We start from the raw sequence: 26,371 nt of genomic DNA on the forward strand, positions 1-26,371 counted from the left end.
TTCTTCAAGAAATTAAATGTGATTAAATTTTGTTCAGACAGGAAAAATAAGTTCGGTTTATCGATTGCCCTCTTTGAAATGGAATTGAGAACCATTTACATTAAAGTAAAAGAAAACATTGGATACTTTTTCAGAAAAAGTGTCCAAACAAGTAGGCTCCCCCTGCTAAGGAATGAAAGATATGACAGCACTAATTACTCAATGGCTAGCGCGAGATCCTGACCCTAAAACTCGTGAAGAGCTTCAGCACCTCGTTGATACGAATAATGAACAAGAACTTTCTGACCGCTTCGGCTCCCGTCTTGCCTTTGGTACAGCGGGTCTACGTGGCAAAGTGGGCGCAGGTCCAAACAGAATGAACCGTTTGGTGATTCAAGAAACTGCCACAGGTCTCGGCCACTATTTGCTTGAACAAGTGCAAGATGCAGCGAGTCGCGGCGTTGTTATTGGTTACGATGGCCGACCAGATTCTAAACAGTTCGCGCACGATACTGCTTCTGTCTTAACAGCACTCGGTATCAAGGTTTACCTAACCTACCAAGTCGCGGCAACACCTATTGTTGCTTTTGGTGTACGCACAATGAATGCTGCAGCGGCCGTTGTTGTAACCGCTAGCCACAATCCACCCGAATACAACGGCTTCAAAGTGTATTGGGAAAATGGCGCGCAAATCATTCCACCTCACGACTCGGGCATCGCGGCAAAAATTGATGAAGCGACCACAAAGCCTCTGCCGTTGATGTCTTTAGACGATGCTAAACAACAAGGCTTACTGGTTTGGTTGGAAGATGACTACTACCAAACTTACCGTAAAACCATGAACGAAAATGCTCTGCTGACTCCTGATAGCAACACCGATATTTCTATCGCTTACACTGCGATGCACGGTGTTGGCGCAGACATGGCAGAAACGTTACTTGCTGACGCTGGCTTTAAAAAAGTGGCCAGTGTTGCGGAGCAGCGCGAACCTGATGGCACATTCCCTACAGTTAACTTCCCAAATCCAGAAGAAGCAGGGGCAATGGACATGGTCATGGCGCTCGGTAAATCCGTAGATGCGGATATCGCCTGTGCTAACGACCCAGATGCAGACCGTTTCGCCGTCGCCGTAAAACGCCCAGACGGTGAATACCAAATGTTAACTGGCGACCAAGTTGGTTCATTGTTTGGTGATTACTTGCTAGAGCAACAGCCGAACTCACTGGTCGGTAACACCATCGTGTCATCTCGCCTCTTGAGCAGCATCGCAAAAGCGCATGGCGCAGAGTATTACCAAACGCTAACAGGCTTTAAATGGCTAACCAACGTCGCGATGAGCCAAGAAACCGAGCAACATCCGTTCTTGTTTGCTTACGAAGAGGCGCTCGGCTACACCGTTGGCAACAAGGTGTGGGATAAAGATGGTTTGTCCGCGATTGCTGCGTTTTCGCAATTAACCGGAAAGCTCAAAGCACAAGGCAAAACACTGTGGGACAAGTTGGAAGCGCTTTACCGTCAACACGGTTTTTACTTTAACGCTCAGCGTAGTATTGCGTTGGATCCAAACTCACCACCAATTGGTGACAAGTTACGTGCAAATCCACCAAGCGAAATTGCAGGCAAGAAAGTATCGGTTACTGAGGACTTGAAAACTTCCGTTCGTACATTTGAGGATGGTTCAGAAGAGACGATTAATTTACCAGCAAGTGATGTGCTGATTTATCATCTTGAAGATAAATCTCGCGTAATCGTTCGTCCTTCTGGTACTGAGCCAAAATTGAAATGTTACTACGAAGTCATCAGTGACTTCCCTGCTGACATGAGCTACGAGCAAGCGCAACAAACTGCCGAAGCCAAAATGAACGCGCTGATCGACGCACACCAAAAAAGCTTGTAACTCTCTCAACAAGTTGTCATGAAAAGCTCATGACTACATACTAAAAGAGGCGCTGTTCGCGCCTCTTTTACTGGATTCCTAACAAGCTAAACATCAGTAGCGACTATTCTGCGATTTCTTTTTGGAGGAAGTATTTGTGGATTCCCTCAGCCGGATAACCGGAATACTGCCCTACTTTTTCAAAGCCCAATTTGAGGTAGAAATCGAGCGCCTGGAAGCTGTAAGTATCTAAATAAATATGAGTCACGCCATACGGCTTCACATGCTGCTCTAACATTGCCATCAGTTTACTGCCTAAGCCCGATGTTCTGCTTTCTGCGTCCACCCACAAGAACTCCACAAAAACCGTATTTTTAAACATTTCCCCAGTAAGGCCGCCAATGATTTTGCCGTCTTCATCTTTTGCAAAGCAACCCACCGCATTCACTTCTCCTTCAGGTAAGTGCTTGCGGTTATATGATCGAATGCCATCACGAACGCAATCAAGAGCAGCTTGGTCTGGGTTTAAACAAAATTCAAGTTTCATACATCCTCTCCTTGGAAAACGTTTCCATCCTAAAACAAAAAGCCAGCAATTGCTGGCTTTCCGATTGAATTTGATAGGTTTATAGCACGAAGCTGCTCAACATCCACAAAGCGAGGATCACAAACACCAACCCCATAAGTTTGTGCTGGTAAGTGCGGAACTTCTCATTCTCCAGCAACCCTTTCCCTAATGTACCAGCCAACGCTACCAATAACAGGTTGAACAAAAGGCCAAGAACGTTCAACAACAAACCAAGCGCCAGCATCTGCTCGCCGGATGAAGCGGTAATATTGCTCGAAACGAACTGAGGCAAAAACATCACAAAAAAGACCAACGCTTTAGGGTTGAGCAAATTGCTCATTAATGCACGTTGATAGTAGGTCGATGCCATCTTATTTTTTTGATCAAGCTCTGGAGCAGATGAAGCTTCTGCTCTCAAGCAATCCCAACCCATTTTAAGTAGGTACGCACCACCTAAAAGGTGAAGTACTTTGAGTGCCACAGGGCTCATCGCAATCAGGGTTGAAACCCCCATCGCAGCAAGTAAAGTAAGGATAAGGCCAGACGTCGCGTTCCCCAGACTGGCAAATAAGCCAACCTTTTTGCCGTAGCTCATACTTGAGCTCGCAATCAGCAACATATCAGGGCCAGGCAAAAGCAATAAGGCGATAACCGCCGTGAGATAAATAGGAAGTACAGCTAAATCGATCATGATGGAACAGGTTTTCTACAACAAGGCGGCGAATCTTATACCAATAAATCAAACTCGACCAGATTAAATACCTTTAAATGTAGCGATATTTAGAAAGGATAAATCGCCAATTCACTCATATAAAAACAATTAACCTTTTTAACGATACTGAATAGCAATTTTGTACAAAAATAAACACGATGGATACGTTACACTCGTATGACGGACTTCTCGAGCAGATTGGAAACAATGAAAGAAAAGAATAAGGAAATCGCGACATTCAAAATTGCTCAAGAACTTGGTGGCTTGGAGCTGCTAGATGCTAAGTATGAAAAGCAGAACTTCTCTCGGCACAGTCACGAAGGCTACACCATTGGTGTGATCGAAAAAGGCGCTCAACAATTTTTCCGCACTGGCGGCAACCACATTGCACCACAAGACAGCATTATCTTAGTTAACGCTGATGAAGTGCATAACGGCCATTCAGCAACCGAGGGGGGCTGGGAATACAAAGCAATGTATCCTGTGCCAGAACAATTTCAAACCTTGGGGCAAGAGCTTGCACCCAATATCGCGCTGCCCTATTTCCCTCAACCTGTGGTTTATGATCCCGAACTGGCAAGCCAATTGCGCTTGGTGTTTGAGACTCTAGAAAAATCGGACAATCGACTGCTGCGAGAAACCTTGGTGTACGGCACGTTGATCAAATTGGCGAGTAAACACAGCACTCACCGCGCACCACTAAAAGAATCCACCAAAGCGCAACGACAGTTACAGCTTGTAAAGGAGTTTTTAGAAGACTTTCCACAAACCGATGTGTCGCTGGAAGAACTCGCGAAACTGGCTGGGCTGAGCCCTTTTCACTTACTGCGCGAATTTCAAAAGCAATTTGGCTTTCCGCCTCATGCTTACCAGATCCAGCAACGTTTACGTATGGCGAAAAAGCTGCTCAAACAAGGGCAGAGAATCTCTGATGTCGCACAAGAATGTGGTTTTCATGATCAAAGCCACCTGCATCGACACTTTAAGAAAGCCATGGGCGTCACGCCGGGCCAATATCTTCGCTTTAGCTAAATCCGCAATATCGTACAAGGCGAGATGTCTCTACCACGTTACGTTGATAGCCTGACTTCAAAACAATTAAGAACAAACAATGGATAACACTTTGCCGTTACAAGAAGAATCAAAAGCCACTTTATTTTGGCAAGGCACACTCGCAATGATGCCGTTGAGTATTGCCGTACTGCCTTGGGGACTCTTAGCAGGTTCGTTCGCGATTGATACAGGGCTTCACCCGCTAGAAGGACAAGCGTTATCCGCGATTCTTTTCGCGGGCTCCGCTCAGCTCGTCGCGATGGGAATGATAAAAGCGGGCGCGGGGCTAACCACTATGTTGCTCACCACGTTTTTCATCACCTCACGACATTTTCTCTACAGCGTATCCATGCGCAGTAAAATTGCTCCACTTCCACTTAAGTGGCGGCTATCGCTTGGTTTTCTGTTAACCGACGAGCTGTTTGCCATTGCAGGCCATCATTCTGACGAACAATTTAATCGCTGGTACGCCCTTGGTGCCGGATTGAGCTTCTATCTGTTCTGGAACCTTGCGACGCTGACAGGCATCGTGGCAGGTAGCCTAATCCCAGAACTGAATGAAATGGGGTTGGAATTTGCAGTAGCCGCAACCTTTATCGCGATTGTCGTACCCACGATTAAAAATGCAGCGGTACTTTCTAGCGTCTTAGTGGCTTTGGTAGGCTCAGTCGCGTTAAGCTATTACCAAGTGGAAGGAAGTTTGATGATTTCGAGCATTTTAGCCATGTTAACAGGCTATTTTGTCGAACAAGTACAGGAGAAACGCTAATGATTATGCTGTCAATTTTACTCATGACGCTGTTGGTGTTCACAAGCCGATACTTGTTTCTCGAGCCGAAGTTGCCATTAAAGCTCGGCACGCGCACACAAAAGATTCTCAACTACGCAAGCCCGGCCGTTTTAACCGCGATCTGGGCGCCGATTGTCTTCATCCCCGAAGGGGAACTCAGTGTCAGCGTACAAAACCCGTTTTTATTGGCTGCGACATTGGCTGCGTTGATCGCCTATTTGACAAAAAACGTTCTCTTAACGACGGTTGTCAGTATGGTGGCGTTTCTTCTTTTGCGCGTTTGGCTTTAATCAGCCACCCACTCAATTTCTAACAAGGTGACGTCGCCACATTTTAAGCGTCCAAGGAAGACGTCGCCTTGATGGACTTCGCCAACCCCTTGCGGCGTTCCCGTCATCACCACATCACCGTCTTGCAAAGTTGTGTAGCTACTTAGCTCATCCAAAATCGCAAATGGCGGATACAGCATCTGTTGTACGTGGCCTTTTTGCACACGAACACAGTTAATCAATAGTTCTAAGTTAAGGTCATGAATATCAATGCCTTCAAGAGGCACAAAGCGGCTAAATACCGCAGAACCATCAAATGCTTTTGCTCGCTCCCAAGGCAAGCCTTGCTTTTTGAGAGAAGATTGCAGGCCGCGTTTCGTCAGGTCTAGCCCCAAACCCACGGCGGCGTATTGACCATCTTTGATTAGAAAGCAAATTTCTGCTTCATAATGCAAAGGTTCTTGATGAAATGAGCGTAAGATCGTCGATACAGAGGTAGAAGGTTTATTAAACACCACCATTTGCTCTGGAATAGCATTATCCAACTCATGGATGTGCTCAACGTAATTACGCCCAACACACAGCACTTTTCCAACTTCTACTTTCTTTTCTTCAACTTGAATGACGCTCATTGATCTTCCCTGCAAAACAAAAACATCATCATAATCTAACCTTTTGATGGAACAACACTAGAACGCGCTCTGAAGTATCGAAAATAAGACATTCAGCCCGTTTTATGTTTTGTGTCATCAGTTTGAAACGCATGTTGATTCTTCGAAAAAACGAAAAAAAGCCAGCATCATGCTGGCTTTTGAATCGATAACTGTAACGACAATTATAGGTAGTAACGTGCACCAAGTGCCCATTTGTCATCAGCTTTGTATTCAGGTTGGCGACTGTTAGCATCGTTCAAGTCAAACTGGTAACCCACATAACCCACAAACTTAGGTGTGAAGTTGTATTCTGCTTGCAGCGCCATTTCTTCACGAGCCGTTTCTGTCTTCGCGCCTTTCACGTCTTTGCCTTCAACCATTTCGTAGTTGATGCTCAGATTTAGGCTATTAGGCAGTGCATAAGCGATCAACGCTTCGTACGCGTCGCTTTCAGCTAGACGAGTTTTACCGTCGAAGTTCATGTTTTCGTTCGAGCCGTAAACCGCTGCTAGGTACAAGCCTTGACCGTAAGAACCGTATGCCGCAGAGACTAGGTGAGATTCAGCTGAATGCTTACCGATGTACGCTGAATCTTGGAAGTCGCCACCGTTGTACGTGTAACCCACTTTTGCGCCCATGATCGCGTAAGAAATTGCAACTTGTACGCGGTCATCGTATGTGTGCGTATCCGTCGCTTCGTTCGTACCTTGCCAACCTAGACCAACGTTAATTTTGCCTGCTTCGCCAAGTTCGATTGCGTTGCGGTAAGAGATCATTTTCTCTGCGCGGCCAGTGCCTAGGTTGCCGTGGTCGTCATAGATAAAGTCGTTCGCAAATGCAATTGGCATATCTGCTACGCCAGCTACGTCGTAGTAAGGTGCCCACTGCGTACCGCCCACTGCACGACCGTATGTATCGTGAGTCAGACCTAAGTAACCAAGACGAGTTTTGAATGAGTTTTCGCCGCCATCTAGGTAGTTAAGTGCCCATTCACCACGAGCGTCAGCAGTAAAGCCATTACCTAGATCCTGAGTTGCTGTGAAGTTGATACGTGGAGAGTTTGTGCCTACGTCAGTATCACCTTGCTCTGAACCGTTCAGGTTAACAGACACATGGCCACCAATAGAGAACGTAGTGCCATCGTTATTGTAAAGTTCCACTGCTACTGCTTGAGTACCGAATGTTGCAGCTGCGATTGCTGCCGCTAGGAATTTTTTGTTCATTTATTAAGTCCATGTATTTATTAGTCGGTTAGTCGATTTGCACCTTGAGCATTTGGATTTATGTACGAATAAACGCCAAATGCTTCGAGTGTATACAAAGGCTTTTTGGGGCATCTTTTCCGCCAAAACTGAATTACCTTTGCGCAACAACTGCCGCCACTTTATTTGAAGACCCTTCGGCAACCGAGTGAAAAATTATAAGAAACCGAATGAAAGCAAACGTTTAGATTGCTAACTTATCATTCATTCAATCGATAACCTTACAAATTGAAATGTTTTGTAACGCGCAAGATCACGAAATCTCATAACCCTCTGAAACTTAAATGATTGAGCTAGATGATTAAGAAATATTTGCTTACATTTTCGAATTTAAAACACCTTCAGGAACTTTTTGGAAAAATTGTGGTCAGTAATCAAGCACGAAAAAGCTAAAAAAAGCTAAAACCCTTCTAGTTATACACCTTTTCTAAAGAGGCGTTTAAACGCGCCAGAAATAAAAGTGCAATAAAATCATAACTTAATAGCAATCTATCTTTCATTTTCGCGGTTTACCTTAGCGTCATCAACACATCGGGCAAGTAAGCCCATCGATTACAACTAGGGTAATAAGAAAATGAAAAAGGCAGCACTAACTACTGCAATTCTAACAGCATTGGTATCAGCACCATCTTTCGCAGCAACAGTTTACAAAAACGACGGCACTGAGCTAAAAGTTGGCGGTCGCGTTGAGTTTCGTGGCGACTTCATCGGTTCAGATGGTGCGGAAGTAGAAGGCTCAATGGAAGACCAAAGCCGCGCTCGTCTTAACCTTAAAGGTAAAACTGACATCGGCAACGGCATGTCTGCATTCGGTGTGTACGAAGCAGAACAAAAGACAGGTAAAAGCGAGTTCAAAAACCGCTACATGTACGCTGGTGTAAATACTGACGTTGGCGCATTCTCTGTAGGCCGTCAAGACATGGCTGCCGTGATCATCTCAGACATGACGGATATCACTGAGTTTTCTGGCGTTCAGCAAGTGATTGATTCTTCTTCTGATAAGCAAGACAGCGTATTCGCATACCGTGGTGAGTTTGATGCACTACAACTTCAAGCAACTTACCAAGCAAACTCTGGTGATAGCCAAGACAAATACGGCATCTCTGGTATGTACTCTCTGCCAATGGGTCTAGATTTGGGTCTGGCTTACTCTGGCGGCGACGTAGATAAGAGCAACTCTGAAGACCAAATCCTAGGTGGTATCGCTTACTCTCTCGATAACCTATACCTAGCGGGTACGTACTCTCAAGGTTCACTAACAGATTCTGAAGACTTTACTGCTTACGAGTTGGTTGCTAGCTACAAAGTAGCAAGCAAAGTAACGCTAGCAGCACTTTACACTGCACAAGAAAACGATCCAGACAACGGCTCAAAATACGACTCAGTTGAAGGTATCGAGCTAGTTGGTTACTACAAACTAAACAGTAACTTCCGTACTTACCTTTCTTACTACATCAACCAACTTGATGAAGTGAAAGACGCAACATCTGGTCTAGTGACTGAAGGCGAAGATACGCTACGCCTAGGTGTACGTTACGACTTCTAATTCACTCTTGTCCTAAGAGCGAGTCCACTTGGCCGGCACTTTTGTCGGCCATTTTTTGTGGTGCTCACAGATAAAGCAATGAATTTTCATCTTTATTCTGTTACCCCTTCACTGCTCCACTAAAAAATACGAGCCTCAGAGCCACCACTTCTGCCCTCTTTTAATGCAATTTATCACTGACTTAGTGCATACCTTCTAACCTTGGCATCGCCATAAAATAAAAATACTTATAAATCATAAAGATAAAAATTGGCACGTGTTCTGCAATACTAGAAATGCAAATGCATGGCAGCGTTTGTGCTTCTCGTTCTTTGTACCTGTAATGACAGGCACGTCCTTTGAATTGGTAATGTCGCCTCCCTCTGGGAGGCATTTTTTTATTTGCGCAAAAAGCTTTAGGACGTATTATCCGTCTACCTCTTTCAAACCGGAAATATTCAATTGAATCATCATCCTGTTCAAGGTGCTTCTTGGATGCTAACTGCAGGATTGGCATTCGCCATCGTGAATAGCTTTGCCCAAATCGCAAGCATCCACTTTGGTGTGTCTTCCACCACTTTTGCATTGTTTCAATACGCGATCGCGTTGTTCGTTATTCTTCCTTATCTAAGAACGCTAGGCATTCGACGCTCTTTGAGAACTCAACATTTTGGCTGGCACGCTTTTCGTATTTTTCTTTCTGTTATCGGTATCCAACTGTGGCTTTGGGCGCTCGCTTACCCTGTTCCGATTTGGCAAGGCATTGCGCTGCTAATGACTTCTCCGCTGTTTGCGACCGTAGGCTCAGGGCTTATCTTGAAAGAGAAAGTGGGCACCGCACGCTGGCTTGCCACACTAACTGGCTTTATCGGTGCCATGATCATCTTAGAACCGTGGTCAGACTCCTTCACTTGGGCAACTCTACTGCCTGTTGGGGCGGCCTTCTTTTGGGCGGCGTATTCTTTGATGGTGAAAAAGATGTCGGTAAACGATCCACCGTCTACCATGGTGGTTTACTTGTTGTTACTGATCACGCCTTTCAATATTGTGCTAGCGATACCAAGCTTTACCATGCCTAGTGACTGGACTATTTGGCTGATCCTTCTTTTTGCTGGAGCACTAACAGCATTAGCGCAATGGGCGATTGTGAAAGCTTACGCAGTTGCGGACGCTTCCTTCGTTCAGCCCTTCGATCACGCTAAACTGCCTTTAAATGTGCTGGCTGGATGGATGGTCTTTGGATGGGTGCCTCCTGGTCGTTTGTGGCTAGGCGCTGCGATTATTGTGGCGTCGATTGCATTCATCACGCACTGGGAAGCAAAAAAGACAAAGTTAGTTGAAAGAAAAATCTAGCTTTTGAGTTCTATATTTTCAGGAAAGGAAATGAGGAACACCCTATGACACAACCAATCAAAATCACACTTTATCGCTGGGCTGGCAACTGGGGGCCGTTCAAAGTGAACATCCCATGCGGCGAATGTACGCTAACCAAAGATATTTTAGTGGACACCTTCGCGAACGAATTGGCGGATGTACCAGTCGAACTCGAAGTGAAAGATTGGTTATCTCACTGGTGGGAACCTTTGAAAGTCGGTGCATGGCACGCCCCTATTCTTCTGGTTGAAGGTAAAGTCGTGAGCCAAGGGGAAGCGCTAAACCGAGGAGTGCTCGTGCAATCGGTCATTTCGGAGTGGGTAAAACGTGATGAACTGAAAGGCAACATCGTTTACGGAAAAGCCACTTGTCCGTATTGCGTCAAAGCTAAACAGTTACTCGACGATGCTGGTATTAAGTACGAGTATCACGATGTCGTCAAAGACAGCGCTGCCCTGTATAGAATGATCCCAGAAGTTAAAGCGATCATCGGTGAGAAAACACCAGTGACCGTGCCGCAAATTTGGTTAGAGGGAAAATACGTCGGAGGCGCAGATAACCTAGAAAAGTGGTTAGCCGCAAAGGGGTTAGACAAGGTGCCGAATAACGTCGTAGAAATACCAAGCCAATCGGCATAGTCGTTATCGCACTAGCATAAAGACCGTATAAATATTTGGTTGATAGAAACAAAAAGCCCTGATTTTTCAATCAGGGCTTTTCTGCATTAATTCGCCAGTTTTTTCATAACACGAGCAAAAATAGAAGCTTTTTTCTTCTTCGCTTTACCGTAAAGCGCTTTGTGCATCGCGTCTTTTGCAATCATCTGGCCAATGTAAGCACCACCAATTTCGTTACCCATGACCTTCTCCTGAATGTATTGACTTAACTATGTTGTAATTTTACACCACAATAAGACAAAAACAAGATACACGTCACGTTTATTTTGTAATTTTCTTTCAGGAAGTGCTTTTTGATTTTTAGAAAGCCTGTTTATCGCTTCGGTTGCTGGTAAGTTTTACCTGCAGCCATGTAGGTGTCTTTCTGCTTGATCTCAAAGAAAGTTTCGAAAAACCAAGCTGCAAACTTAATCATGTTGTCGCCTTCATTCATGACATGCTCAACATATTCCTGCTCTACACCGGACTCGTCTTCTTGAAGAGTGATGTGGTAAATACGTTTTTCGCCATCAACTTCTGCAAGACCAAACTGACCAGTTAGGGATTCTGCCGCTTGTGCAACTTCTTCTTCCTCACACGCTTTAAGTAGTTCTAGCGCCTTTGGCATGTTTTCTTGCAAGGTAATTTCTTTTACCAGTGTTTCAAATTCGTTTTGTTGCATTCTTTCACCTAACGATTGGAGAGCGAGTTGTCAGTTTGCAGAAACTACTGCGCTAGCTTGAATCAAAGTACCGCGCCAAACCTTGTTCCCTTGATTGAAACAAGTTCAGTGCGATTGACTCAAGTCATTCACTAAGCCTGACTTAATTTAGCTGCGCATTTTAGAAAGGAGCCACTAACCTTGCAAGTACATTTCCGTTCGCTAGAACATTCAACTGGAAGCTTCCGGTTGCGCAGTCTGACGAGGTGCCCTTCGATATTGGCTAACCACCAGTACGATGCAAGAAATTAGAGCGATAAATAAATAAAAGATGCCTAGCTGATGCTGATCCGTCACCCACTTTTCAACCAAGTAGCCACCAAACAAACCCGCTAAACACATTTGAATTGAGCCTGACAATGCAGACACTGCCCCGGCTTGCTGCTTATGCGGAGACAACAACAAACTTATCGAAACCGGAAAAGACATCCCTTGCGCAAAACTCAAACACGTGAATGCGACCAGTAACGATGCAACCGTAAACGGCGTCACCAACAGTAAACACCCAGAAAGCGCGACAATCGCAAAGCTCATCAACAGTATTTGCTGTGCTTTATAACGGTTATTGATCAAATTGAGGACGACGCTCCCCATCAACAAACCAGCTGATGGGATAATCATCAAAGAACCATAATCAGCCGCGGTTAAGCCCAATTCTTGCTGCATCAAAAATGGATATAAAGACAGTGTCACTAAGCCAGATAGGTAGCTTAACCAGTTATAACTGGCACTCCCAATAACTTGCTTGTTCGTTAGCAAGTAGTAGTAATTCACCATGACTTGCCTTACCTCGAACTTGCGTTTTGGATACGGAAGCGTTTCTGGCAGAACCAAGTAGCCAAGGATAAATATCGCCAACAAATAAAGCAGCACAAAGACAAATACCGCTTGCCAGCTAAAGTGATACGCAATCCATCCGCCAAAAAGAGGCGCGACAATCGGCATGACAGAAGCAGTGACAGAGATATACGACAAAGCTTTCGTTAACTGCATACCGTCATAACTGTCCCGTAGCACTGAGCGCCCTAAAACAGAGGCACTGCCGGCTCCTAATCCTTGCAGCAATCGCCCTGCCTCAAGTGCAGAAATGTTATCGCCAAAGACGATACAAATGACGGTACCGATTAAACAGATGCTTTGTCCGAGAATAAACACCGGTCGTCGTCCAATGGCATCAGAAAGCGGACCGTAAAATAGCTGTGACACACCGAAACCAACCAAAAATAATGTCACCAAACTCTGAATCGAAGGTTGTGGCAAGTTAAGGTCATGGCCAATGAGCGGTAAAGAGGGAAGATAGATACTGACGCCAACCTGGCCAGTAGCAATGATCATCATCGCAAGCAACAACGGTGTTTTACGCACTAGTCCCCTCCCACTTGTATTACAGACTTATTGCAAACAGTGTATATTTGATACTCAACGATGATAATCAGCTAAATTGGAAAGGAATTATTTCCTCGGAGGACTTAATGGACTGGATTCAAAGTGTACAAAGTTACATTCGAGTTATCGAAGAAGGCAGCTTCAATGCAGCCGCCCGGAAGCTCAACACGACAAGCTCTGCCATCAGCAAGCGTATCCAGTGGTTAGAGGACAAAATTGGCGTCCAGTTACTCAAGCGTACCACTCGTTCAATAAGTCAAACCGAAGCTGGTGCCCTATTCTACGAGCGAGCCAAAGTGCAACTTGACTCTTGGCAGTCCGTGTTAGATGAAACTCGCTCAGTAAACCAGTCTCCGGCCGGTCTGTTAAAGATTGGCGCAACGTTGGCGGTAGGTTCTAAGTTTTTAGTCCACTACCTTGATGATTTTCTAGAAAAATACCCCGATATCACTCTGCAACTCACCACGACGCTACCCGGTCAACTGCCGGAACTGAGTTTGGATCTTTTCATCAGTCGTCATTTAGAACAGCTCAATTCATTAAGCTTTAAAGCCACCCCGCTGTTCGAACACAAAGCTCAGTTTTATGCAGCGCCGAGTTACTTAGAAAAATACGGCACGCCACAAAATGTTGAAGAGCTGACAAAACACAATATTTTGATTTGGGGAGAAAAACCGGCAAGAGAGATCAAAACCAACCGAGGGAAAAGAGTGAGCTTGTCCGGCAACTTCGCAACGACCAATCCTGAAGCTCTGTTTCATGGTGCAAAACGCGGAATGGGTATCTTGATGACCAACAACGTAATGATCAAAGACGATTTAAAATCCGGGGCGCTAGTGCCTATTTTGCCGGATGTTACAGCCGACGAAGCTACGGTGTATGCGTATTACCCAAAACTGGATTATCAACACACACGCACCCAATTGTTCCTCGACTATCTAAAATCCCGTTTAGAAGAAGAAAAACGCATCTAATTTGATAGTTTTCTTGTTAAATGTGTGAGTAAGCGACTACTTTGAAATTAATGCCTCAAACTTTGATAACACTCTAGTCTTACTAGACTCACCTATTAGTGTTAATTCCTTGTCTGTTGGGATTCAAAGTTTGAAAAATCTCCTTAAGTAAACGATAGTTTACTTGATGCATATCAAATTATAAGTCGTCGTGTCGCACAACTATCAAAGCACGATATGAAATTAATAACGGCTAGGTAACGTGTTTAATGGATCATGTACAAATCAGTGTCCAAAAGCTTGATGAAATATTGAAGCTCAATGGGAGCGCTCTGCTCAACAGAGTGACTTTAGATATCCATCAACAGTTGAAGAGTCATTGTACATGCGTTGTTGAAGTGGCTCATCTTCAACATGCTGCGCACACCATTTCCTTTGCAAGTGGCGGAGAGATCTCAGATAACCTCAGTTACCACCTGTCGGGCACTCCATGTGAAAAAGTCGCGAAAGACATTGGCGAGCATATCTTTTACCAAGATCAGGTCTATAAACGCTTTCCTGAAGACCAGATGTTTCAGGATGATGGCGTTCAAGCTTACCTTGGCCTACCGTTGAAAACACAAAGTGGCGAAGTGCTTGGGATTTTGCTGTCTACTTTTACTCGAAGTATTCACGCGAAAGAAGCACAAGATGTGCTCGAACTTCATCGCTTTTATGCCAATGTGATTATCCATAGCCTTCGTGAAAAATGGGTCAGCGAGCGTTCGGACAAACTCCTAAACCAACTTAGCTACGAAGTCTCTCATGACAACCTCACCGGTTTGTTGAACCGCAGCTGTTTGGCAGATACGCTCGAAACATTAACGCAGCAAGCCACCCGCCCTTTTAATCTGGCGTATTTAGATATCGACAACTTCAAATCGATAAACGACATCAACGGGAACTACATTGGTGACCAGATCATCAAGTTTACTGCAAATGCGATTCAACAGAGCTTGTCTTCCCCAAATAACGCGTTTCGCGTTGCTGGCGACGAGTTTGCCTTTATTACTTATGATGAAGATCCCGTAGCTGTATGTCAGGAAGTGCTCGATAAAATTGAAGCCGGTTACAGTGACAAATCCAATCGTATTTCTTTTACCGTGAGCATTGGCATTGCACGTGCGCCTGTTCACATGCTCAACAGTGATGAACTGATCCTAAATGCCAGCTTAGCGTTGAAAGATTGCAAAAAACACCGTGACACACGAATTCAACATTACGACACACACTTAAGTGCGCTTTATCATCGTCAAACGCAACTGATTGAAGCGATGCGCATTCAATTAAGCACGAGCATTACTGAAAGCCATGAGCTTTACGTGGTGTTACAACCGATTGTTGATGTAAACAATGATCGCTGGGATTACTTTGAAATACTCGCTCGTTGGAACAGCAGTGTGTATGGCAACATCTCCCCTGCGGAGTTTATTGAAGCAGCTGAGCAATCGGGATTAATCATCGAATTAGGTGAGCGAATCATAGAGTTAGCATGTATTGCGAAGCAAGAGTTAGAGTCTCACCTCGGTTATACCGTGAAGCTATCCATCAACTGCTCTGCACACGAACTAGTCGATTCAAACCGCTACATCAACCACCTAACAACCTTGCTCGAGCGATACGGTCACGATGCTTCGGACTTTGTTATAGAGCTCACTGAAACCGTTTTGCTATCACAAAGTGGACGCGAGCAGATGGTTTTGAACTCGCTTCGCTATCTTGGTTTTAAAGTCGCACTGGATGACTTCGGCACTGGCTATTCGAGCTTAAATTACATTCATAATTACCCTATCGACAGCATCAAAATTGACGCCACATTTGTGCGCAATATGCTCTCGAACAAAACGTCAGAGCAAGTGGTGTATCTGATAGCCCAGTTAGCTCAACTGTTGGATGTCGACTTAATTGCAGAAGGCGTAGAAGACGACAGGGCGTTAAATAAGCTTATCGACATGGGTTGCCATTATATTCAAGGCTACTTCTATTCTCGCCCACACAACGTCGATGAATTGGTACACATGATTAACGATAGACAAGTCAAACGCGCATAAAAAAGACCAAGCAATTGCTTGGTCTTTTTGTTTCGATTAAGAGCCTAAACAGCTATAAAACCGCTTTCTCTTTGTTTTTTAGCAGCTTATCCATTTCATCTCGATTCGCGATGAAGGTTGCCATCTCCTTCTTAGGAACAGAGCTCGCCATCGGAATATTCGCGCGCATCGCGTTGACAGGGCGTCCGTACTCGATCAATTCATAATGAAGGTGTGGACCAGTAACTCGGCCTGTTTTACCAGACAAACCGATACGCTGACCGCGAGAAACTTTTTGGCCTTTCTTCACTAAGATCTTGCTTAGGTGCAGGTAACGCGTTTTGTATTTGTTACCGTGCTCAACAACAACGTAGTTACCCGCATATGGGTGCTTACGGGTCATAATCACAGTACCATCACCCGTCGACACTACTGGTGTGCCAGTTGGCACAGCAAAGTCAGTACCGTTATGCGGTGCAACACGGCCTGTTACTGGGTGTAAACGATTCGGGTTAAATCCAGAACTGATACGCCAACTACGGCTCACAGGATAACGTTGGAACGCACGCTGTAGGCTTTCACCTTTCGCGTTGTAGAACTGACCATCCGTATGAAGATACGCGGTTATCTCACGACCACGATTGTAGATTTTGATCGCTTCGATTTCATTCTTGCCAGTTGAAACACCGTTGATAGTTTGTGAACGACGAACCACTTCAAATCGGTCACCCGCACGAAGATCACGCCCAAAGTTCACCTGCTCTTTTAGCAAGCTCACCACTTGGCTGATTTCTGCAGAACTCAGACCTAAACGATTCGCAGAAGAAGAGAAACTGCCTTGAATTACGCCAACTAGCGGCTCCTGACGCCAAACACCAGGAATGGAAATATCGGTAAAGTCATAGCCACCATCGCTGTTCAGCTGGTAAACCACTTTATCTGCAATCGAAAATTGCAGTTCCATTTTTTCTAGCTCGCCTGTGGCATCATTGCGCCAAAAACGCAGCGTATTACCAGGCTTTAAGGTATCAAGTGCAAGGTAGTTCAAATCCGTTTCCATTACTTTCATTAATGAACTGTAACCGAAACCGAGTTGGCTAAAGATAGTACTTAAATTATCGCCAGCTTGGATTTGATACTCAAAATTAGGTGGAGTGACGACTTCCGCAGTCGTCGCATCAAGAATTCGTTCAACAACCTGCGATTCTGGCAGGTTTAATGCGATGGTTTTAGTTAAAGATGACTCTTTGAGAGAGTGAGAAACACCTATCGCAACTAAAACTGGCAAGGAGTATAACAGTAGCGCTCTACGACTTGTCAGATTCGGCAACCGTTTTGTAATTTCATTTGTAGACACGGGAATTACTATCTCCTTTCAAACAAGGCTCATAGCTTATGCATTCCCGTATAAGAAATCACTATGAAATTTCGAGATCTAGCGCAGAAAACACTTAATTTTTACAGAAGTCAAAAAAAATTCATCACTGTTGCATATGTAGGTTATTACCTACACGGGTTAGAGTGGCTGAATTTGATTGATTTGGCTCATCTGCCATGGATTGACTTTCGCCATGCGTTAGGAATGAAATAGCGATTTTGGTATCCGTTTGCCAATTAATTTGAGCAAATTTAACTCGATCACCAATAAACACGCTGTCTAGCAACACCACTCGGCTCGGGATCGGATCAAACTTAAACAACCCAACATAATAAAATGCCCCTGAGCCTTGAGTCGTAACAATCATCGGCGCCGCAATCCAAAATTCTTTGTTGATTTTACGTTGAGCGATAAACGCGGTCGGTACCAAAACCTGCCCCTTTGTCGCGCCTGCATCATACTGACCAATCAGGTAGCCATTCTCCTTGTCCCACTCTTCTAAAAAAGAGACGGCATTTTGCTCTGGTACTTGAATTGTCCACGGATTCTTCGCTTGCACTCCCAACACTTCGGCAACGATAGGATTAGATTGCACCTCTGCTTGCGGAAACTTGGCCATGATTTCATCATCAGACAAGCTAAAGCGATACACACCAGCAATGATAACAATCGCTAATAGCACGATAGGAATAAGAAGAATGAGTGGAATTGGCAGAATTCTGCTGCGAGCCATAGCGACTTCCTTGTTTTTGTTCTAAAAATTGTGTTCGGAGTATATACCAATTCGAATAGGATCACCGCATACACTCAAATCTCGATGAACCAAGTATCGTGAAATCACTCGAGCGGATTTAGGTATAAACTGTTTAGTGGGCAATCGATAGGTAATAACGATGACAAACATAATTCACACCGGAGAGTGCGCCTGTGGCTTAGTTCAACTTCGCTGTAAAGATGAACCTCTGCGAACCTCTATTTGTCACTGCTTTGAATGCCAGAAACGAACAGGCAGCGTTTTTGGTGTCCAGGCCAAATTCGATAAGGAGCAGGTCATTTTAGATGGTGACACGACCAACTACACCAGAATCAGCGACGATGGTAATGAAGTGAAATACGAATTTTGCCCTGCTTGTGGCACGACGATGCGACTGTTGTTATCCGCAGCTCCCGAAATCGTTGTTGTTCCCGTTGGAATTTTCAATAACACCGAATTTCATGAGCCAAAAGTTTCGATTTATGAGCAAAGGAAACATGGCTGGGTGAGTTTCGAGTGCACAATGGAACACATTCAATAGAGGGGAATCCCCCTTTATTGGCTTGTTATTATCTGAGCAAAAGCTCTATAAATGAGATTTTTTTGAGAATGATCAACCGAGTTGAACAGGAAAAGGTTTCGTAACTCAGTGTGAGCGTTATAATCTGCTCCTAACATTTGGTGGGGTTTTATTGTGATTTCCAGACTTCCTCGTTGGGTGGAATATGGCGCGTTTCTACTTGCCCTTCTCGCGGGCTGCGTCAATGCCGTTGGTCTTCTCGGCTTTCAACATCAAGCGATAACGCATCTTTCCGGAACCGTAACTCAGCTAGGGAATAGCCTATTAACAGGTATGGATAATTCCATTCACCTGCTCTTTATCGTATTCAGCTTTTTGATTGGCTCTGCGTTTAGCGGCTTCTTTATTGAGAGTAGCGCTTTAAAGCTTGGCCGACGCTATGGTGTGGCACTTTGTATTGAAGGGAGTTTGTTACTGTTAAGTTTAGGCTTCTTGGTCGAGGGCGACTCCTACGGCCAATACTTAGCGTCAGCAGCATGTGGTTTGCAGAATGCGATGATCACCACTTTTAGTGGCGCAGTTGTCCGAACGACACACATGACGGGGATCATTACCGACCTTGGCATTATGATTGGTGAGAGCTTACGAGGACGTCAATTTGACCGCCGTAAAGCTAAGTTGTTTCTATTCATCTTCTTTGGTTTTTTACTAGGCGGGAGCGTCGGCGCTGCCTTATTTATGGCTTATGGCTTGTATGCTCTGGTATTTCCTGCAATTTTAGCCTTTGGTATCGCGCTAATTTACTGGGCTTACCTTTACTCCATCAGTCGCAACCAAAACGCTTAATTTCAAGCAACGGATTCAGCCATCAATGCATGAATCCGTTGCGACTCTGCTTCATTCCAATCCACCTTCGACTGTCTCAACTTTCTTTATATAACACTCAATACAGCCTTCTATAGCCCTTAGTTCTATTAAGGTTAAGCCTAAAAACCAAGGTAATTTACGTGAGATCGTAATCACATTTGCCCGTCTTTTTATTATTCCAGTCACACTGCGCCCCATAAGAATCTGCACAGCACGCCTCTCGTGCTACAATTTTCTAACACACGCAACATTTTCATATACACAATGGCGTTATTTGGCAATTTATCCGATAAATCGGCTGAATAACTACATGTATTTAATGAATAGTATTGCAATGGATGCAGTTTGCGGGTACCCTCCGCATCACTGTGATTAAATACGGATGTTTAGTGAATATTTATGTCATGGAATATGGCGAGTATTGACTAGTAGTAACACGAGAAAACTATGCATAACAACACCAATGCTACTGAAGCACCTAAGGGCAACTTTTGGATGTTCTTCATTCCATCCCTAATCGGTCTTCTACTGTTTATGGCGCCTATTTCTTACAATGGCGACCTCACTATCCCTGTTGCAGTCATGGCAAAAGTCATTCCTGCCTTACTTGGCGATGCACTTATTGCTATCGTTACCGCTATTATCGCTTTCATGGCTGTCGCTTCTGTTCTTTGTAAAATTTTCAAGCCAGCAGCGATCCTTCGTAACGGTTTCTTAAACGGACTTTTCAACCCGTCTCCACTTTGGCTTGTTGTTCGCCTAATCGGTGGTGCTGCGGTATTGATGACGTTCTTCCAAGTAGGTCCAAAAGCGATTTGGGAAGAAAACACCGGCGGCCTTGTTTTAACTGGTCTTCTACCAACGCTATTCGCAGTATTCATTTTTGCTGGCCTTCTGCTTCCTCTACTACTTAACTTCGGTCTTCTAGAGCTATTTGGCGCGCTATTAAGTAAAGTAATGCGTCCAGTATTTAACCTACCTGGCCGTAGTGCGATCGACTGTATGGCATCATGGTTGGGTGATGGCAGTGTGGGCATCCTACTGACAAGCAAGCAGTACGAAAACAAGTTCTACACTCAACGTGAAGCGGCAGTTGTTGGTACAACGTTCTCAGCGGTATCGATCACATTCAGCTTAGTTGTTATTGCTCAGGTTCAACTTGAACACCTGTTCCTACCTTTCTACGGAGCTATCTGTTTAGCAGGTATCGTGGCTGCGGTTATCATTCCTCGTTTGCCGCCTCTAAGCCTGAAAAAAGACCGCTACATTGACGGCAGCAAGCCAGCAGAAGATGTAGATGCAGTGCCAGAAGGTCACACGACATTCTCTTGGGGCATGGACTTAGCTCTAAAACGCGCTGCAGAAGTAAAATCTGTTCAGTCCGTATTCAAAGAAGGTGTGCACAACGCTATCGATATGGTGTTTGGCGTACTGCCTGTGGTTATGGGTTTGGGTACCGTTGCACTAGTGATTGCTGAATACACGTCAGTGTTTGAGATCCTTGGTCAGCCATTCATTCCTTACTTAGAGTTGCTACAAATTCCTGAAGCGGTACAAGCATCGCAAACTATCGTGGTTGGCTTTGCAGATATGTTTATCCCTGCGATTCTAGCGGCATCTATCGACAATGAAATGACTCGTTTTGTTATCGCAGCAATGTCTGTTACTCAGTTGATTTACATGTCAGAAGTTGGCGCACTACTACTAGGTAGCAAGATTCCAGTTAACATCGTAGAACTGTTTGTTATCTTCATTCTGCGTACGCTGATTACACTTCCTGTGATTGCTGGTGTTGCGCATCTGATTTTCTAAAATCAAAGCATACACAAAGGCTCCGCTCCGTCGGGGCCTTTTTTACAACTAAAATTTGGCTTAGTTCCCCACTTAACTTCGCCCCCCAACGTAAACTCTATAATTTACAAAGAAAAAACCTCAATAAATGCTTATTTATAATACATAAAACTTTACTAAACTCCTCAATCAAACCTGTTAACAACAGTACTCTTTAAGCAATTCCTTTCATTATGACGCTTTCATTAAGATGGCTCACTAATCAGATCAAACTCACAAGTTTTAACTCAAATCACCGTTTTGTTTAATTTTGGTTAAAAAAGACAACAAATGGATTCATGTTTTTGATAAAGATGTCGATAAGAAAGTAATCAAACACAACAGGTTTCTTTTTCTGCCGAATTCACCCGAACCAAAAAAGAGGTGGAAGCAGAAGAAAACTATCCGGGAGACTTAGAGGAAAACTCATGAAATTCAGACATAAGGTTGTCACCGCCTCTTCAATTTTGCTGCTAATTACTGTGTCGCTACTATCGACGCAACAAGTTATGACGATTCGTTCTCAAACTCAGGAGCACATCAATTCAAGCGTTAAAGAGATTTTGACCAGTGTGAGCAACACCGTTCAATCCGAAATGAACGCGAAGAAAGATCTCGCACGCTCGATCACAGAGATCATAGAACTATCGCCAAACGACCGCACATACGTAAAAGACATTCTTGAGAAGCCAACTCCGAAATCGAGCTTCCTAGCGATTGGTTTTGGTTACGAAAGTAATGGCTTCGTGATTGAAAACGACGACGGTTGGGATGCAGGGCCTGATTATGATCCTCGCCAACGCCCTTGGTTTATCGCAGCCAAAAACAAAGGCGATTTGGTGGTTACCGACCCTTATGTTGATGCTTCATCTAAGAATGTGATCATCTCTGTTGGTACGCCAGTAAAACAAAACGGCCGGTTCTTAGCGGGCATGTTTTACGACCTAGAGCTAACTACCCTTTCCGACCTAGTTAACCAAGTGAACCTGTTTGATGCTGGTTACTTGTTCTTAGTCACTGACGATGGCACGACGATTGCGCACCCGCAAAGTAAGTACAACGGTGAAAAGCTCAATAGCTACCTACCGCAAGTTGACTTAAATAAGGCGACTCAACACATCGAAGTTGATAACAATCCTTACATGGTTAGCCTTACTCATATCCCAAGTGAGAACTGGTACGTGGGTGCAATCATTGATGAAACAGCAGCTTACTCAGTGGTTGGAGAGCTACGTAATAGCGCGATCATTTACTCAATCATCGCTGTACTTGCTTCAGTTATCGCATTAACACTTCTGATCAGAACCCTAATGCGCCCGCTAGATACACTAAACACGGCAATTAAAGACGTCGCATCTGGCAAAGGTGATTTGACGCAACGCCTAGAAACTGACACCGATCAGGAGTTTTCTGAGCTAGCGAAAAACTTCAACACCTTCATGGAAAATCTTCAGCAGCAGATCATTGAATCGAAATCGATCTCTGATCAGATTCTTACTGGCACTCAAATCACGGCAGAAGGCGCACGCGACTCCGCTGGTGCCATTCAAACTCAGCTTCAAGAATTGGAGCAACTGGCAACCGCAATGCACGAAATGTCTGTCACCGCGACAGAAGTTGCGAACAACGCACAAGGCGCCGCAAGCGCTGCGAAAGAAGCCGATCAAGCAACCATTGAAGGCTCATCAGTCGTGAGCGAATCAACACAAACCATTAATATGCTCTCAGACAGCATTGATTTGGCGGTTGAAGAAGTTCAGGTGTTAGAGTCAGCAACAGCAAACATCGAAACGATTCTTAAAGTTATCAACGATATTGCAGACCAAACCAACCTACTTGCATTGAATGCTGCAATCGAGGCTGCACGCGCAGGTGAATCTGGTCGTGGTTTTGCTGTAGTGGCCGATGAAGTTCGCACACTGGCACAACGTACACAGGAATCGACAACAGAAATTCGCAGCATGATTGAACAGCTACAATCTGGCGCGTCTTCAGTGGCAAGCGCGATGCATCAAAGCAAAGGCAGTGCTGTAGAAGCGGTAGAAAAAGCCGATTTGGCGAATGATGCGCTACAACGCATTCGTGATGCGATTCAACGGATCTCAGACATGAACTTACAAATCGCCTCTGCGGCAGAAGAACAAAGCCTTGTCGCGGAAGAAATCAACAACAACACGGTCAACATTAAAGACCTCTCCACTCAAGTTGCTGATTCTGCAAACCGCACTAACGAAGCGATGCAATCTCAACACGACAATGTACGCAAGCAGGATGAAATCCTAAATCGCTTTACGGTTTAGGCCTTTCATCAACAAAAACAGCGAGCCTAGCTCGCTGTTTTTGTATCTATAGTTTTACATGGATATATCGGTCACTTGAACGACGATAATAATGGTCATCCACTTTTAAATACGTAAAGTTACCAATTTGAATATAAGTGCTATTACGAGGAATGCGGTCATAATAGTAGTATTGGTGCCTTGGCGGCCTTGGGTTCACCACAATCACATCATGATGTCGGTGTTTATGCTTGTGCTTACGTTTATGGTGGTGATGGTCATGATGATGCTCGTGTTTATGACCGTGTCTGTGTTTTGGATCTGCCATCGCTTCCGCACTGAACACACCCAAAGACAGCATAACGCCAACCATGGCAACAGATAATTGCTTTGACACAACGATTCCCCTTATCGATATAACTATCACTATATTAGTCAGCATCTGCTTACTACATGTCAGTTGTTCGCTAAGGAGTATCACCTCTCGGTCAGAGCTTATGAACAATTATCAGCACGACGTCAAAGCCGTCATCTCTCGTAAAACTTATGTCATTGCCATTAAAAAAGCCGCTCGTTTTTCAACGGGCGGCTCATGTATTCAATGTGCTTGTATTACACAGCTTGTGCAAATAGTAGGAAGCAGCCAAACAGGAAGATCATACTCATGCCCATCACACCGCCACCAGCTTCGTAAACGCTGTTGTCTTCGACAGGTACACGGCGCACTTTCATTGTCATCGACAATGGAACAAAAACTGCCAAGAACACAAGAATAATGCCTGCGTAGCTTAAAATTGCTAAGAAATGTTCCGGAGCAAATACAGCACCAAGTAGCGGCAGAATAAATGTGGTGACGAATACCACTGGCTTGCTGGTTTTGAGCAAGTCCGCGTTTTGGTCGTAAAGCGCCATTGCCACACCCAAGAATGAAGTTAGCAACGCCAAACCAGTAAACATGGACAGAATAAACTCCAAGCCATTGTACTGTTGACCAAGAACCGAGATAAGTTCAGTGACGTTTGAGTACTGCACCAGCTCATGTGGCGGCAAGTTACCCACAACCGCAAACAACCACAATAGGTAACAAACCAAAGGAATCGTAGAGCCGACAACGATCATGTTGCGCAGCTGAGTTTTGCTCGCTTCTTTGTTGTAAGTCACCAACGAAGGAATGACGACCATAAAGCCAAAACTGGTGAATAGCACAGAGCTGGTTTTGATCAGTGCCATTTTGTCGCTACTCACGACTTCGTTTAGGCCTTCGAATGAAACACTAGGAGCAAGAGCAAACAGCGTTAAAACAAGCGCAACAATCATACCGATAAACAGACCACGGTTAAGCTTGTCGACCACACCAGTGCCAGCAGAAACAATCAGACCCACTAAGATGGTAAAGCCAACTTGGCTAGAAACAGTGGAAACAGAAAGGCCGACTGATGCCGTGATTTTTTGCACTAGATCGCCAGCGCCAATGATGTAAGCCATCAATAGACAAACAAGCAACGCGTAAAGCAGACCATTGGTCACTAGCTGACCGCCTTTACCCAGTGTTTCGCGGGCGATTGCGTTCATACTTACGCCACCACCGACTTTGCAACTCGCTTCGAGTAGAAGCAAAGCGGCATAAGTGGTTCCAGCCCAGATGAACAACATAAGAAGAGTGCCCCAAAGGAGGCCAAATTGAGCAAGCACCATAGGTATGGCAAGCATACCAGCGCCAAGAGCAGTACCTGCAACGATCAGGGAGCTGCCGACAAGTTTTAGGTTCACGGTTAATACCTCTAAATTCAATCCGTTTATCTCTCGCCTGCTGTGCTGCATCCAGAGCACAGATACAAAACGACCCTACTTCTCTCTTAGCCAGAAAATGGATACAAGAACCCCTGTCACAAGAAACATGCAGCAAAAGGTGGTTAGTTCAATTGCACATGAATGAATCGGGAGTCGTTTTGGGCGATGTTAATGGCTGATGAGATGTGACAACTTTGGGTTCGAAGCAAAATCGTTCATCTGGAATCATCAACCCCATTCTTTATGAATGGATTTGGTTCGAAAAAGATTGTAAGGCATAACTAGGACGATTGAAAAGCAAAAGGTCAGTCTTACAGCGATATATTTTAACAACCCTTTACTGGAGCAATAGATATGTTGCTATTTTCATCGCTAGTTAGTCTTTTATCGCTTAATGAGAAAAAGAACGTGCTGGAGCGCTCAATTATTGGAGTGTGTACAAATTAATTTACAGTTTAGGTTAAGGTATTAGATTCCAAGGACGTAGCCTAGATCAGACAATATCGCTATTATTCGCTGCGTACCGACTCGCTTCGGTTCACATACCTCTAAACACTGATTTACGGTTCGAAAATTTAGGTAAATGAGTGTCCGAATGCTGGGTGTGGTTCCCCAGCATTTGCATCCCTTCTTTGTTTATTATTCCCTTTATTCAACACAATCCAATCGTTGAAGATATTGTGCAATGCGTTAGCACGCTCTATCTAGCGCTTCAATGGCATAAGTTAGTTCTGATAGCCCCATATCAGCTATCTGTTTCTCGGTATCACTCATGCTTTCATACGCCAACAGCAGTTCACTTTCGGCTATAGCCTCACGGTGAAGATAAAGCTCTTTATAGCTCATCAGACGATGCTGTGACTGCCGAGTCAATGTCACAACATTCTCTTTTGAAGCGCGGTGTTTATCATCAATTTCATTCAGCAGCTGATCTAAAATGCGTTGCATTTTGCGAATAGAAACTTTTGCTGTAATTGATTTATATGACTGATGCTTTTCCATTTTTATAAGAACTGACTGAAATAATTGCACATTTAATTAGAACGCCATTCTTATACCCTTTTTAAAATCGGGTAAAGATAGGGTGGTTAAAGTGGTCCACTTCT

At 44.5% G+C, this 26,371-nt stretch carries 25 protein-coding genes; 13 read left to right on the forward strand and 12 right to left on the reverse strand.

The annotated features are described in order from the left end of the window. Positions 1-181 precede the first annotated feature (181 nt). Entirely contained in the window at positions 182-1,876 is a 1,695-nt protein-coding gene (locus BIW15_RS09430; protein ID WP_077280903.1) for a phospho-sugar mutase, read from the forward strand. A gap of 103 nt (positions 1,877-1,979) precedes the next feature. Here the strand turns inward: BIW15_RS09430 and BIW15_RS09435 are convergent, their stop codons facing one another. Beyond that, entirely contained in the window at positions 1,980-2,402 is a 423-nt protein-coding gene (locus tag BIW15_RS09435; protein WP_023584657.1) for a GNAT family N-acetyltransferase, read from the reverse strand. Between the two features lie 79 nt (positions 2,403-2,481). Beyond that, positions 2,482-3,114: a LysE family translocator gene (locus BIW15_RS09440; RefSeq protein WP_005498379.1), complete on the reverse strand. Its 633-nt coding sequence runs from the start codon at positions 3,112-3,114 to the stop codon at positions 2,482-2,484. Positions 3,115-3,342: 228 nt separating this feature from the next. Here BIW15_RS09440 and BIW15_RS09445 point away from each other — a divergent pair, with 228 nt between their 5' ends. The 3 genes from BIW15_RS09445 to BIW15_RS09455 all read left to right on the forward strand — a co-directional run bounded on the left by BIW15_RS09445 (position 3,343) and on the right by BIW15_RS09455 (position 5,268). Continuing rightward, positions 3,343-4,167, forward strand: a complete 825-nt coding sequence (locus tag BIW15_RS09445; protein WP_023624710.1) for an AraC family transcriptional regulator — start codon at positions 3,343-3,345, stop codon at positions 4,165-4,167. Between the two features lie 79 nt (positions 4,168-4,246). Next, positions 4,247-4,957, forward strand: a complete 711-nt coding sequence (locus BIW15_RS09450) for an AzlC family ABC transporter permease (protein ID WP_020842318.1) — start codon at positions 4,247-4,249, stop codon at positions 4,955-4,957. Then, positions 4,957-5,268, forward strand: coding sequence for an AzlD domain-containing protein (locus BIW15_RS09455; RefSeq protein WP_015313014.1), 312 nt, complete (start codon positions 4,957-4,959; stop codon positions 5,266-5,268). Before BIW15_RS09450 ends, BIW15_RS09455 begins: the two co-directional genes overlap by 1 nt. On the opposite strand, the gene BIW15_RS09460 is transcribed toward BIW15_RS09455, so the two are convergent. Both BIW15_RS09460 and BIW15_RS09465 read right to left on the reverse strand, forming a co-directional pair. Continuing rightward, positions 5,265-5,879, reverse strand: a complete 615-nt coding sequence (locus BIW15_RS09460) for a fumarylacetoacetate hydrolase family protein (protein ID WP_005461913.1) — start codon at positions 5,877-5,879, stop codon at positions 5,265-5,267. The two genes, BIW15_RS09455 and BIW15_RS09460, sit on opposite strands and share 4 nt — an antisense overlap. Positions 5,880-6,082: 203 nt before the next feature. Further along, on the reverse strand, positions 6,083-7,123 hold the full coding sequence (locus tag BIW15_RS09465) for a porin (protein ID WP_069537707.1): 1,041 nt from the start codon (positions 7,121-7,123) through the stop codon (positions 6,083-6,085). A gap of 613 nt (positions 7,124-7,736) precedes the next feature. Here BIW15_RS09465 and BIW15_RS09470 point away from each other — a divergent pair. From BIW15_RS09470 to BIW15_RS09480, 3 genes are all read left to right on the forward strand, one after another. Next, on the forward strand, positions 7,737-8,708 hold the full coding sequence (locus BIW15_RS09470; RefSeq protein WP_025521991.1) for a porin: 972 nt from the start codon (positions 7,737-7,739) through the stop codon (positions 8,706-8,708). 474 nt (positions 8,709-9,182) lie between these two features. Further along, positions 9,183-10,040 carry a DMT family transporter gene (locus BIW15_RS09475; RefSeq protein WP_005491704.1) on the forward strand — a complete coding sequence of 286 codons (858 nt, stop codon included), beginning with the start codon at positions 9,183-9,185 and terminating at the stop codon, positions 10,038-10,040. A gap of 44 nt (positions 10,041-10,084) precedes the next feature. Next, a complete protein-coding gene (locus BIW15_RS09480) occupies positions 10,085-10,699 on the forward strand; it encodes a glutaredoxin domain-containing protein (RefSeq protein WP_005461975.1) in 615 nt (204 codons plus the stop codon). Between the two features lie 86 nt (positions 10,700-10,785). Here the strand turns inward: BIW15_RS09480 and BIW15_RS25310 are convergent, their stop codons facing one another. From BIW15_RS25310 to BIW15_RS09500, 3 genes are all read right to left on the reverse strand, one after another. Beyond that, positions 10,786-10,920 (reverse strand): hypothetical protein, encoded by a 135-nt coding sequence (locus tag BIW15_RS25310; RefSeq protein ID WP_005461920.1) that lies wholly within the window; start codon positions 10,918-10,920, stop codon positions 10,786-10,788. 131 nt (positions 10,921-11,051) lie between these two features. After that, positions 11,052-11,399, reverse strand: a complete 348-nt coding sequence (locus BIW15_RS09490) for a hypothetical protein (RefSeq protein WP_005461912.1) — start codon at positions 11,397-11,399, stop codon at positions 11,052-11,054. Between the two features lie 210 nt (positions 11,400-11,609). Next, positions 11,610-12,803 (reverse strand): multidrug effflux MFS transporter, encoded by a 1,194-nt coding sequence (locus BIW15_RS09500; protein ID WP_025546017.1) that lies wholly within the window; start codon positions 12,801-12,803, stop codon positions 11,610-11,612. A gap of 107 nt (positions 12,804-12,910) precedes the next feature. Here BIW15_RS09500 and BIW15_RS09505 point away from each other — a divergent pair, with 107 nt between their 5' ends. Then, positions 12,911-13,798 carry a LysR family transcriptional regulator gene (locus BIW15_RS09505; protein ID WP_005498358.1) on the forward strand — a complete coding sequence of 296 codons (888 nt, stop codon included), beginning with the start codon at positions 12,911-12,913 and terminating at the stop codon, positions 13,796-13,798. A gap of 248 nt (positions 13,799-14,046) precedes the next feature. After that, positions 14,047-15,867: a bifunctional diguanylate cyclase/phosphodiesterase gene (locus BIW15_RS09510; RefSeq protein ID WP_005498356.1), complete on the forward strand. Its 1,821-nt coding sequence runs from the start codon at positions 14,047-14,049 to the stop codon at positions 15,865-15,867. 52 nt (positions 15,868-15,919) lie between these two features. Here the strand turns inward: BIW15_RS09510 and BIW15_RS09515 are convergent, their stop codons facing one another. Beyond that, positions 15,920-17,203 carry a peptidoglycan DD-metalloendopeptidase family protein gene (locus tag BIW15_RS09515; protein ID WP_011106286.1) on the reverse strand — a complete coding sequence of 428 codons (1,284 nt, stop codon included), beginning with the start codon at positions 17,201-17,203 and terminating at the stop codon, positions 15,920-15,922. A gap of 124 nt (positions 17,204-17,327) precedes the next feature. Then, a complete protein-coding gene (locus BIW15_RS09520; protein ID WP_005482728.1) occupies positions 17,328-17,957 on the reverse strand; it encodes a hypothetical protein in 630 nt (209 codons plus the stop codon). Positions 17,958-18,117: 160 nt separating this feature from the next. On the opposite strand from BIW15_RS09520, the gene BIW15_RS09525 reads away from it, so the two are divergent. The 4 genes from BIW15_RS09525 (at position 18,118) to BIW15_RS09540 (ending at position 23,495) form a co-directional block, all read left to right on the forward strand. After that, on the forward strand, positions 18,118-18,519 hold the full coding sequence (locus BIW15_RS09525) for a GFA family protein (RefSeq protein ID WP_005487761.1): 402 nt from the start codon (positions 18,118-18,120) through the stop codon (positions 18,517-18,519). A gap of 153 nt (positions 18,520-18,672) precedes the next feature. Further along, on the forward strand, positions 18,673-19,344 hold the full coding sequence (locus tag BIW15_RS09530; protein WP_015313010.1) for a YoaK family protein: 672 nt from the start codon (positions 18,673-18,675) through the stop codon (positions 19,342-19,344). Positions 19,345-19,812: 468 nt separating this feature from the next. Then, positions 19,813-21,177, forward strand: coding sequence for a YjiH family protein (locus BIW15_RS09535; RefSeq protein ID WP_005462024.1), 1,365 nt, complete (start codon positions 19,813-19,815; stop codon positions 21,175-21,177). A gap of 446 nt (positions 21,178-21,623) precedes the next feature. Next, entirely contained in the window at positions 21,624-23,495 is a 1,872-nt protein-coding gene (locus BIW15_RS09540) for a methyl-accepting chemotaxis protein (RefSeq protein WP_023584650.1), read from the forward strand. A 46-nt stretch (positions 23,496-23,541) separates the two neighbouring features. Here the strand turns inward: BIW15_RS09540 and BIW15_RS25100 are convergent, their stop codons facing one another. The 3 genes from BIW15_RS25100 to BIW15_RS09555 form a co-directional block, all read right to left on the reverse strand. Continuing rightward, positions 23,542-23,871, reverse strand: a complete 330-nt coding sequence (locus tag BIW15_RS25100; protein WP_020835034.1) for a hypothetical protein — start codon at positions 23,869-23,871, stop codon at positions 23,542-23,544. A 215-nt stretch (positions 23,872-24,086) separates the two neighbouring features. Beyond that, complete coding sequence (locus tag BIW15_RS09550; protein WP_005462067.1) at positions 24,087-25,244, reverse strand: amino acid permease; 1,158 nt, start codon at positions 25,242-25,244, stop codon at positions 24,087-24,089. A 711-nt stretch (positions 25,245-25,955) separates the two neighbouring features. Continuing rightward, positions 25,956-26,267, reverse strand: coding sequence for a hypothetical protein (locus BIW15_RS09555; protein WP_179115257.1), 312 nt, complete (start codon positions 26,265-26,267; stop codon positions 25,956-25,958). Positions 26,268-26,371: the final 104 nt, after the last annotated feature.

This window comes from Vibrio sp. SALL6 (genome assembly GCF_002002385.1).
In the GTDB taxonomy this organism is placed as follows: Bacteria; Pseudomonadota; Gammaproteobacteria; order Enterobacterales; family Vibrionaceae; genus Vibrio; species Vibrio parahaemolyticus.

What these genes read in the sequence shown, in the direction of transcription:
- BIW15_RS09465 (WP_069537707.1), bottom strand. Translation starts at nt 7,123, where the DNA reads ATGAACAAAAAATTCCTAGCGGCAGCAATCGCAGCTGCAACATTCGGT.
- BIW15_RS25310 (WP_005461920.1), bottom strand. Translation starts at nt 10,920, where the DNA reads ATGGGTAACGAAATTGGTGGTGCTTACATTGGCCAGATGATTGCAAAA.
- BIW15_RS09440 (WP_005498379.1), bottom strand. Translation starts at nt 3,114, where the DNA reads ATGATCGATTTAGCTGTACTTCCTATTTATCTCACGGCGGTTATCGCC.
- BIW15_RS09490 (WP_005461912.1), bottom strand. Translation starts at nt 11,399, where the DNA reads ATGCAACAAAACGAATTTGAAACACTGGTAAAAGAAATTACCTTGCAA.
- BIW15_RS09540 (WP_023584650.1), top strand. Translation starts at nt 21,624, where the DNA reads ATGAAATTCAGACATAAGGTTGTCACCGCCTCTTCAATTTTGCTGCTA.
- BIW15_RS09510 (WP_005498356.1), top strand. Translation starts at nt 14,047, where the DNA reads ATGGATCATGTACAAATCAGTGTCCAAAAGCTTGATGAAATATTGAAG.
- BIW15_RS09470 (WP_025521991.1), top strand. Translation starts at nt 7,737, where the DNA reads ATGAAAAAGGCAGCACTAACTACTGCAATTCTAACAGCATTGGTATCA.
- BIW15_RS09450 (WP_020842318.1), top strand. Translation starts at nt 4,247, where the DNA reads ATGGATAACACTTTGCCGTTACAAGAAGAATCAAAAGCCACTTTATTT.
- BIW15_RS09435 (WP_023584657.1), bottom strand. Translation starts at nt 2,402, where the DNA reads ATGAAACTTGAATTTTGTTTAAACCCAGACCAAGCTGCTCTTGATTGC.
- BIW15_RS09430 (WP_077280903.1), top strand. Translation starts at nt 182, where the DNA reads ATGACAGCACTAATTACTCAATGGCTAGCGCGAGATCCTGACCCTAAA.
- BIW15_RS09445 (WP_023624710.1), top strand. Translation starts at nt 3,343, where the DNA reads ATGAAAGAAAAGAATAAGGAAATCGCGACATTCAAAATTGCTCAAGAA.
- BIW15_RS09555 (WP_179115257.1), bottom strand. Translation starts at nt 26,267, where the DNA reads ATGGAAAAGCATCAGTCATATAAATCAATTACAGCAAAAGTTTCTATT.
- BIW15_RS09460 (WP_005461913.1), bottom strand. Translation starts at nt 5,879, where the DNA reads ATGAGCGTCATTCAAGTTGAAGAAAAGAAAGTAGAAGTTGGAAAAGTG.
- BIW15_RS09525 (WP_005487761.1), top strand. Translation starts at nt 18,118, where the DNA reads ATGACAAACATAATTCACACCGGAGAGTGCGCCTGTGGCTTAGTTCAA.
- BIW15_RS09535 (WP_005462024.1), top strand. Translation starts at nt 19,813, where the DNA reads ATGCATAACAACACCAATGCTACTGAAGCACCTAAGGGCAACTTTTGG.
- BIW15_RS09505 (WP_005498358.1), top strand. Translation starts at nt 12,911, where the DNA reads ATGGACTGGATTCAAAGTGTACAAAGTTACATTCGAGTTATCGAAGAA.
- BIW15_RS09480 (WP_005461975.1), top strand. Translation starts at nt 10,085, where the DNA reads ATGACACAACCAATCAAAATCACACTTTATCGCTGGGCTGGCAACTGG.
- BIW15_RS09455 (WP_015313014.1), top strand. Translation starts at nt 4,957, where the DNA reads ATGATTATGCTGTCAATTTTACTCATGACGCTGTTGGTGTTCACAAGC.
- BIW15_RS09520 (WP_005482728.1), bottom strand. Translation starts at nt 17,957, where the DNA reads ATGGCTCGCAGCAGAATTCTGCCAATTCCACTCATTCTTCTTATTCCT.
- BIW15_RS09475 (WP_005491704.1), top strand. Translation starts at nt 9,183, where the DNA reads ATGCTAACTGCAGGATTGGCATTCGCCATCGTGAATAGCTTTGCCCAA.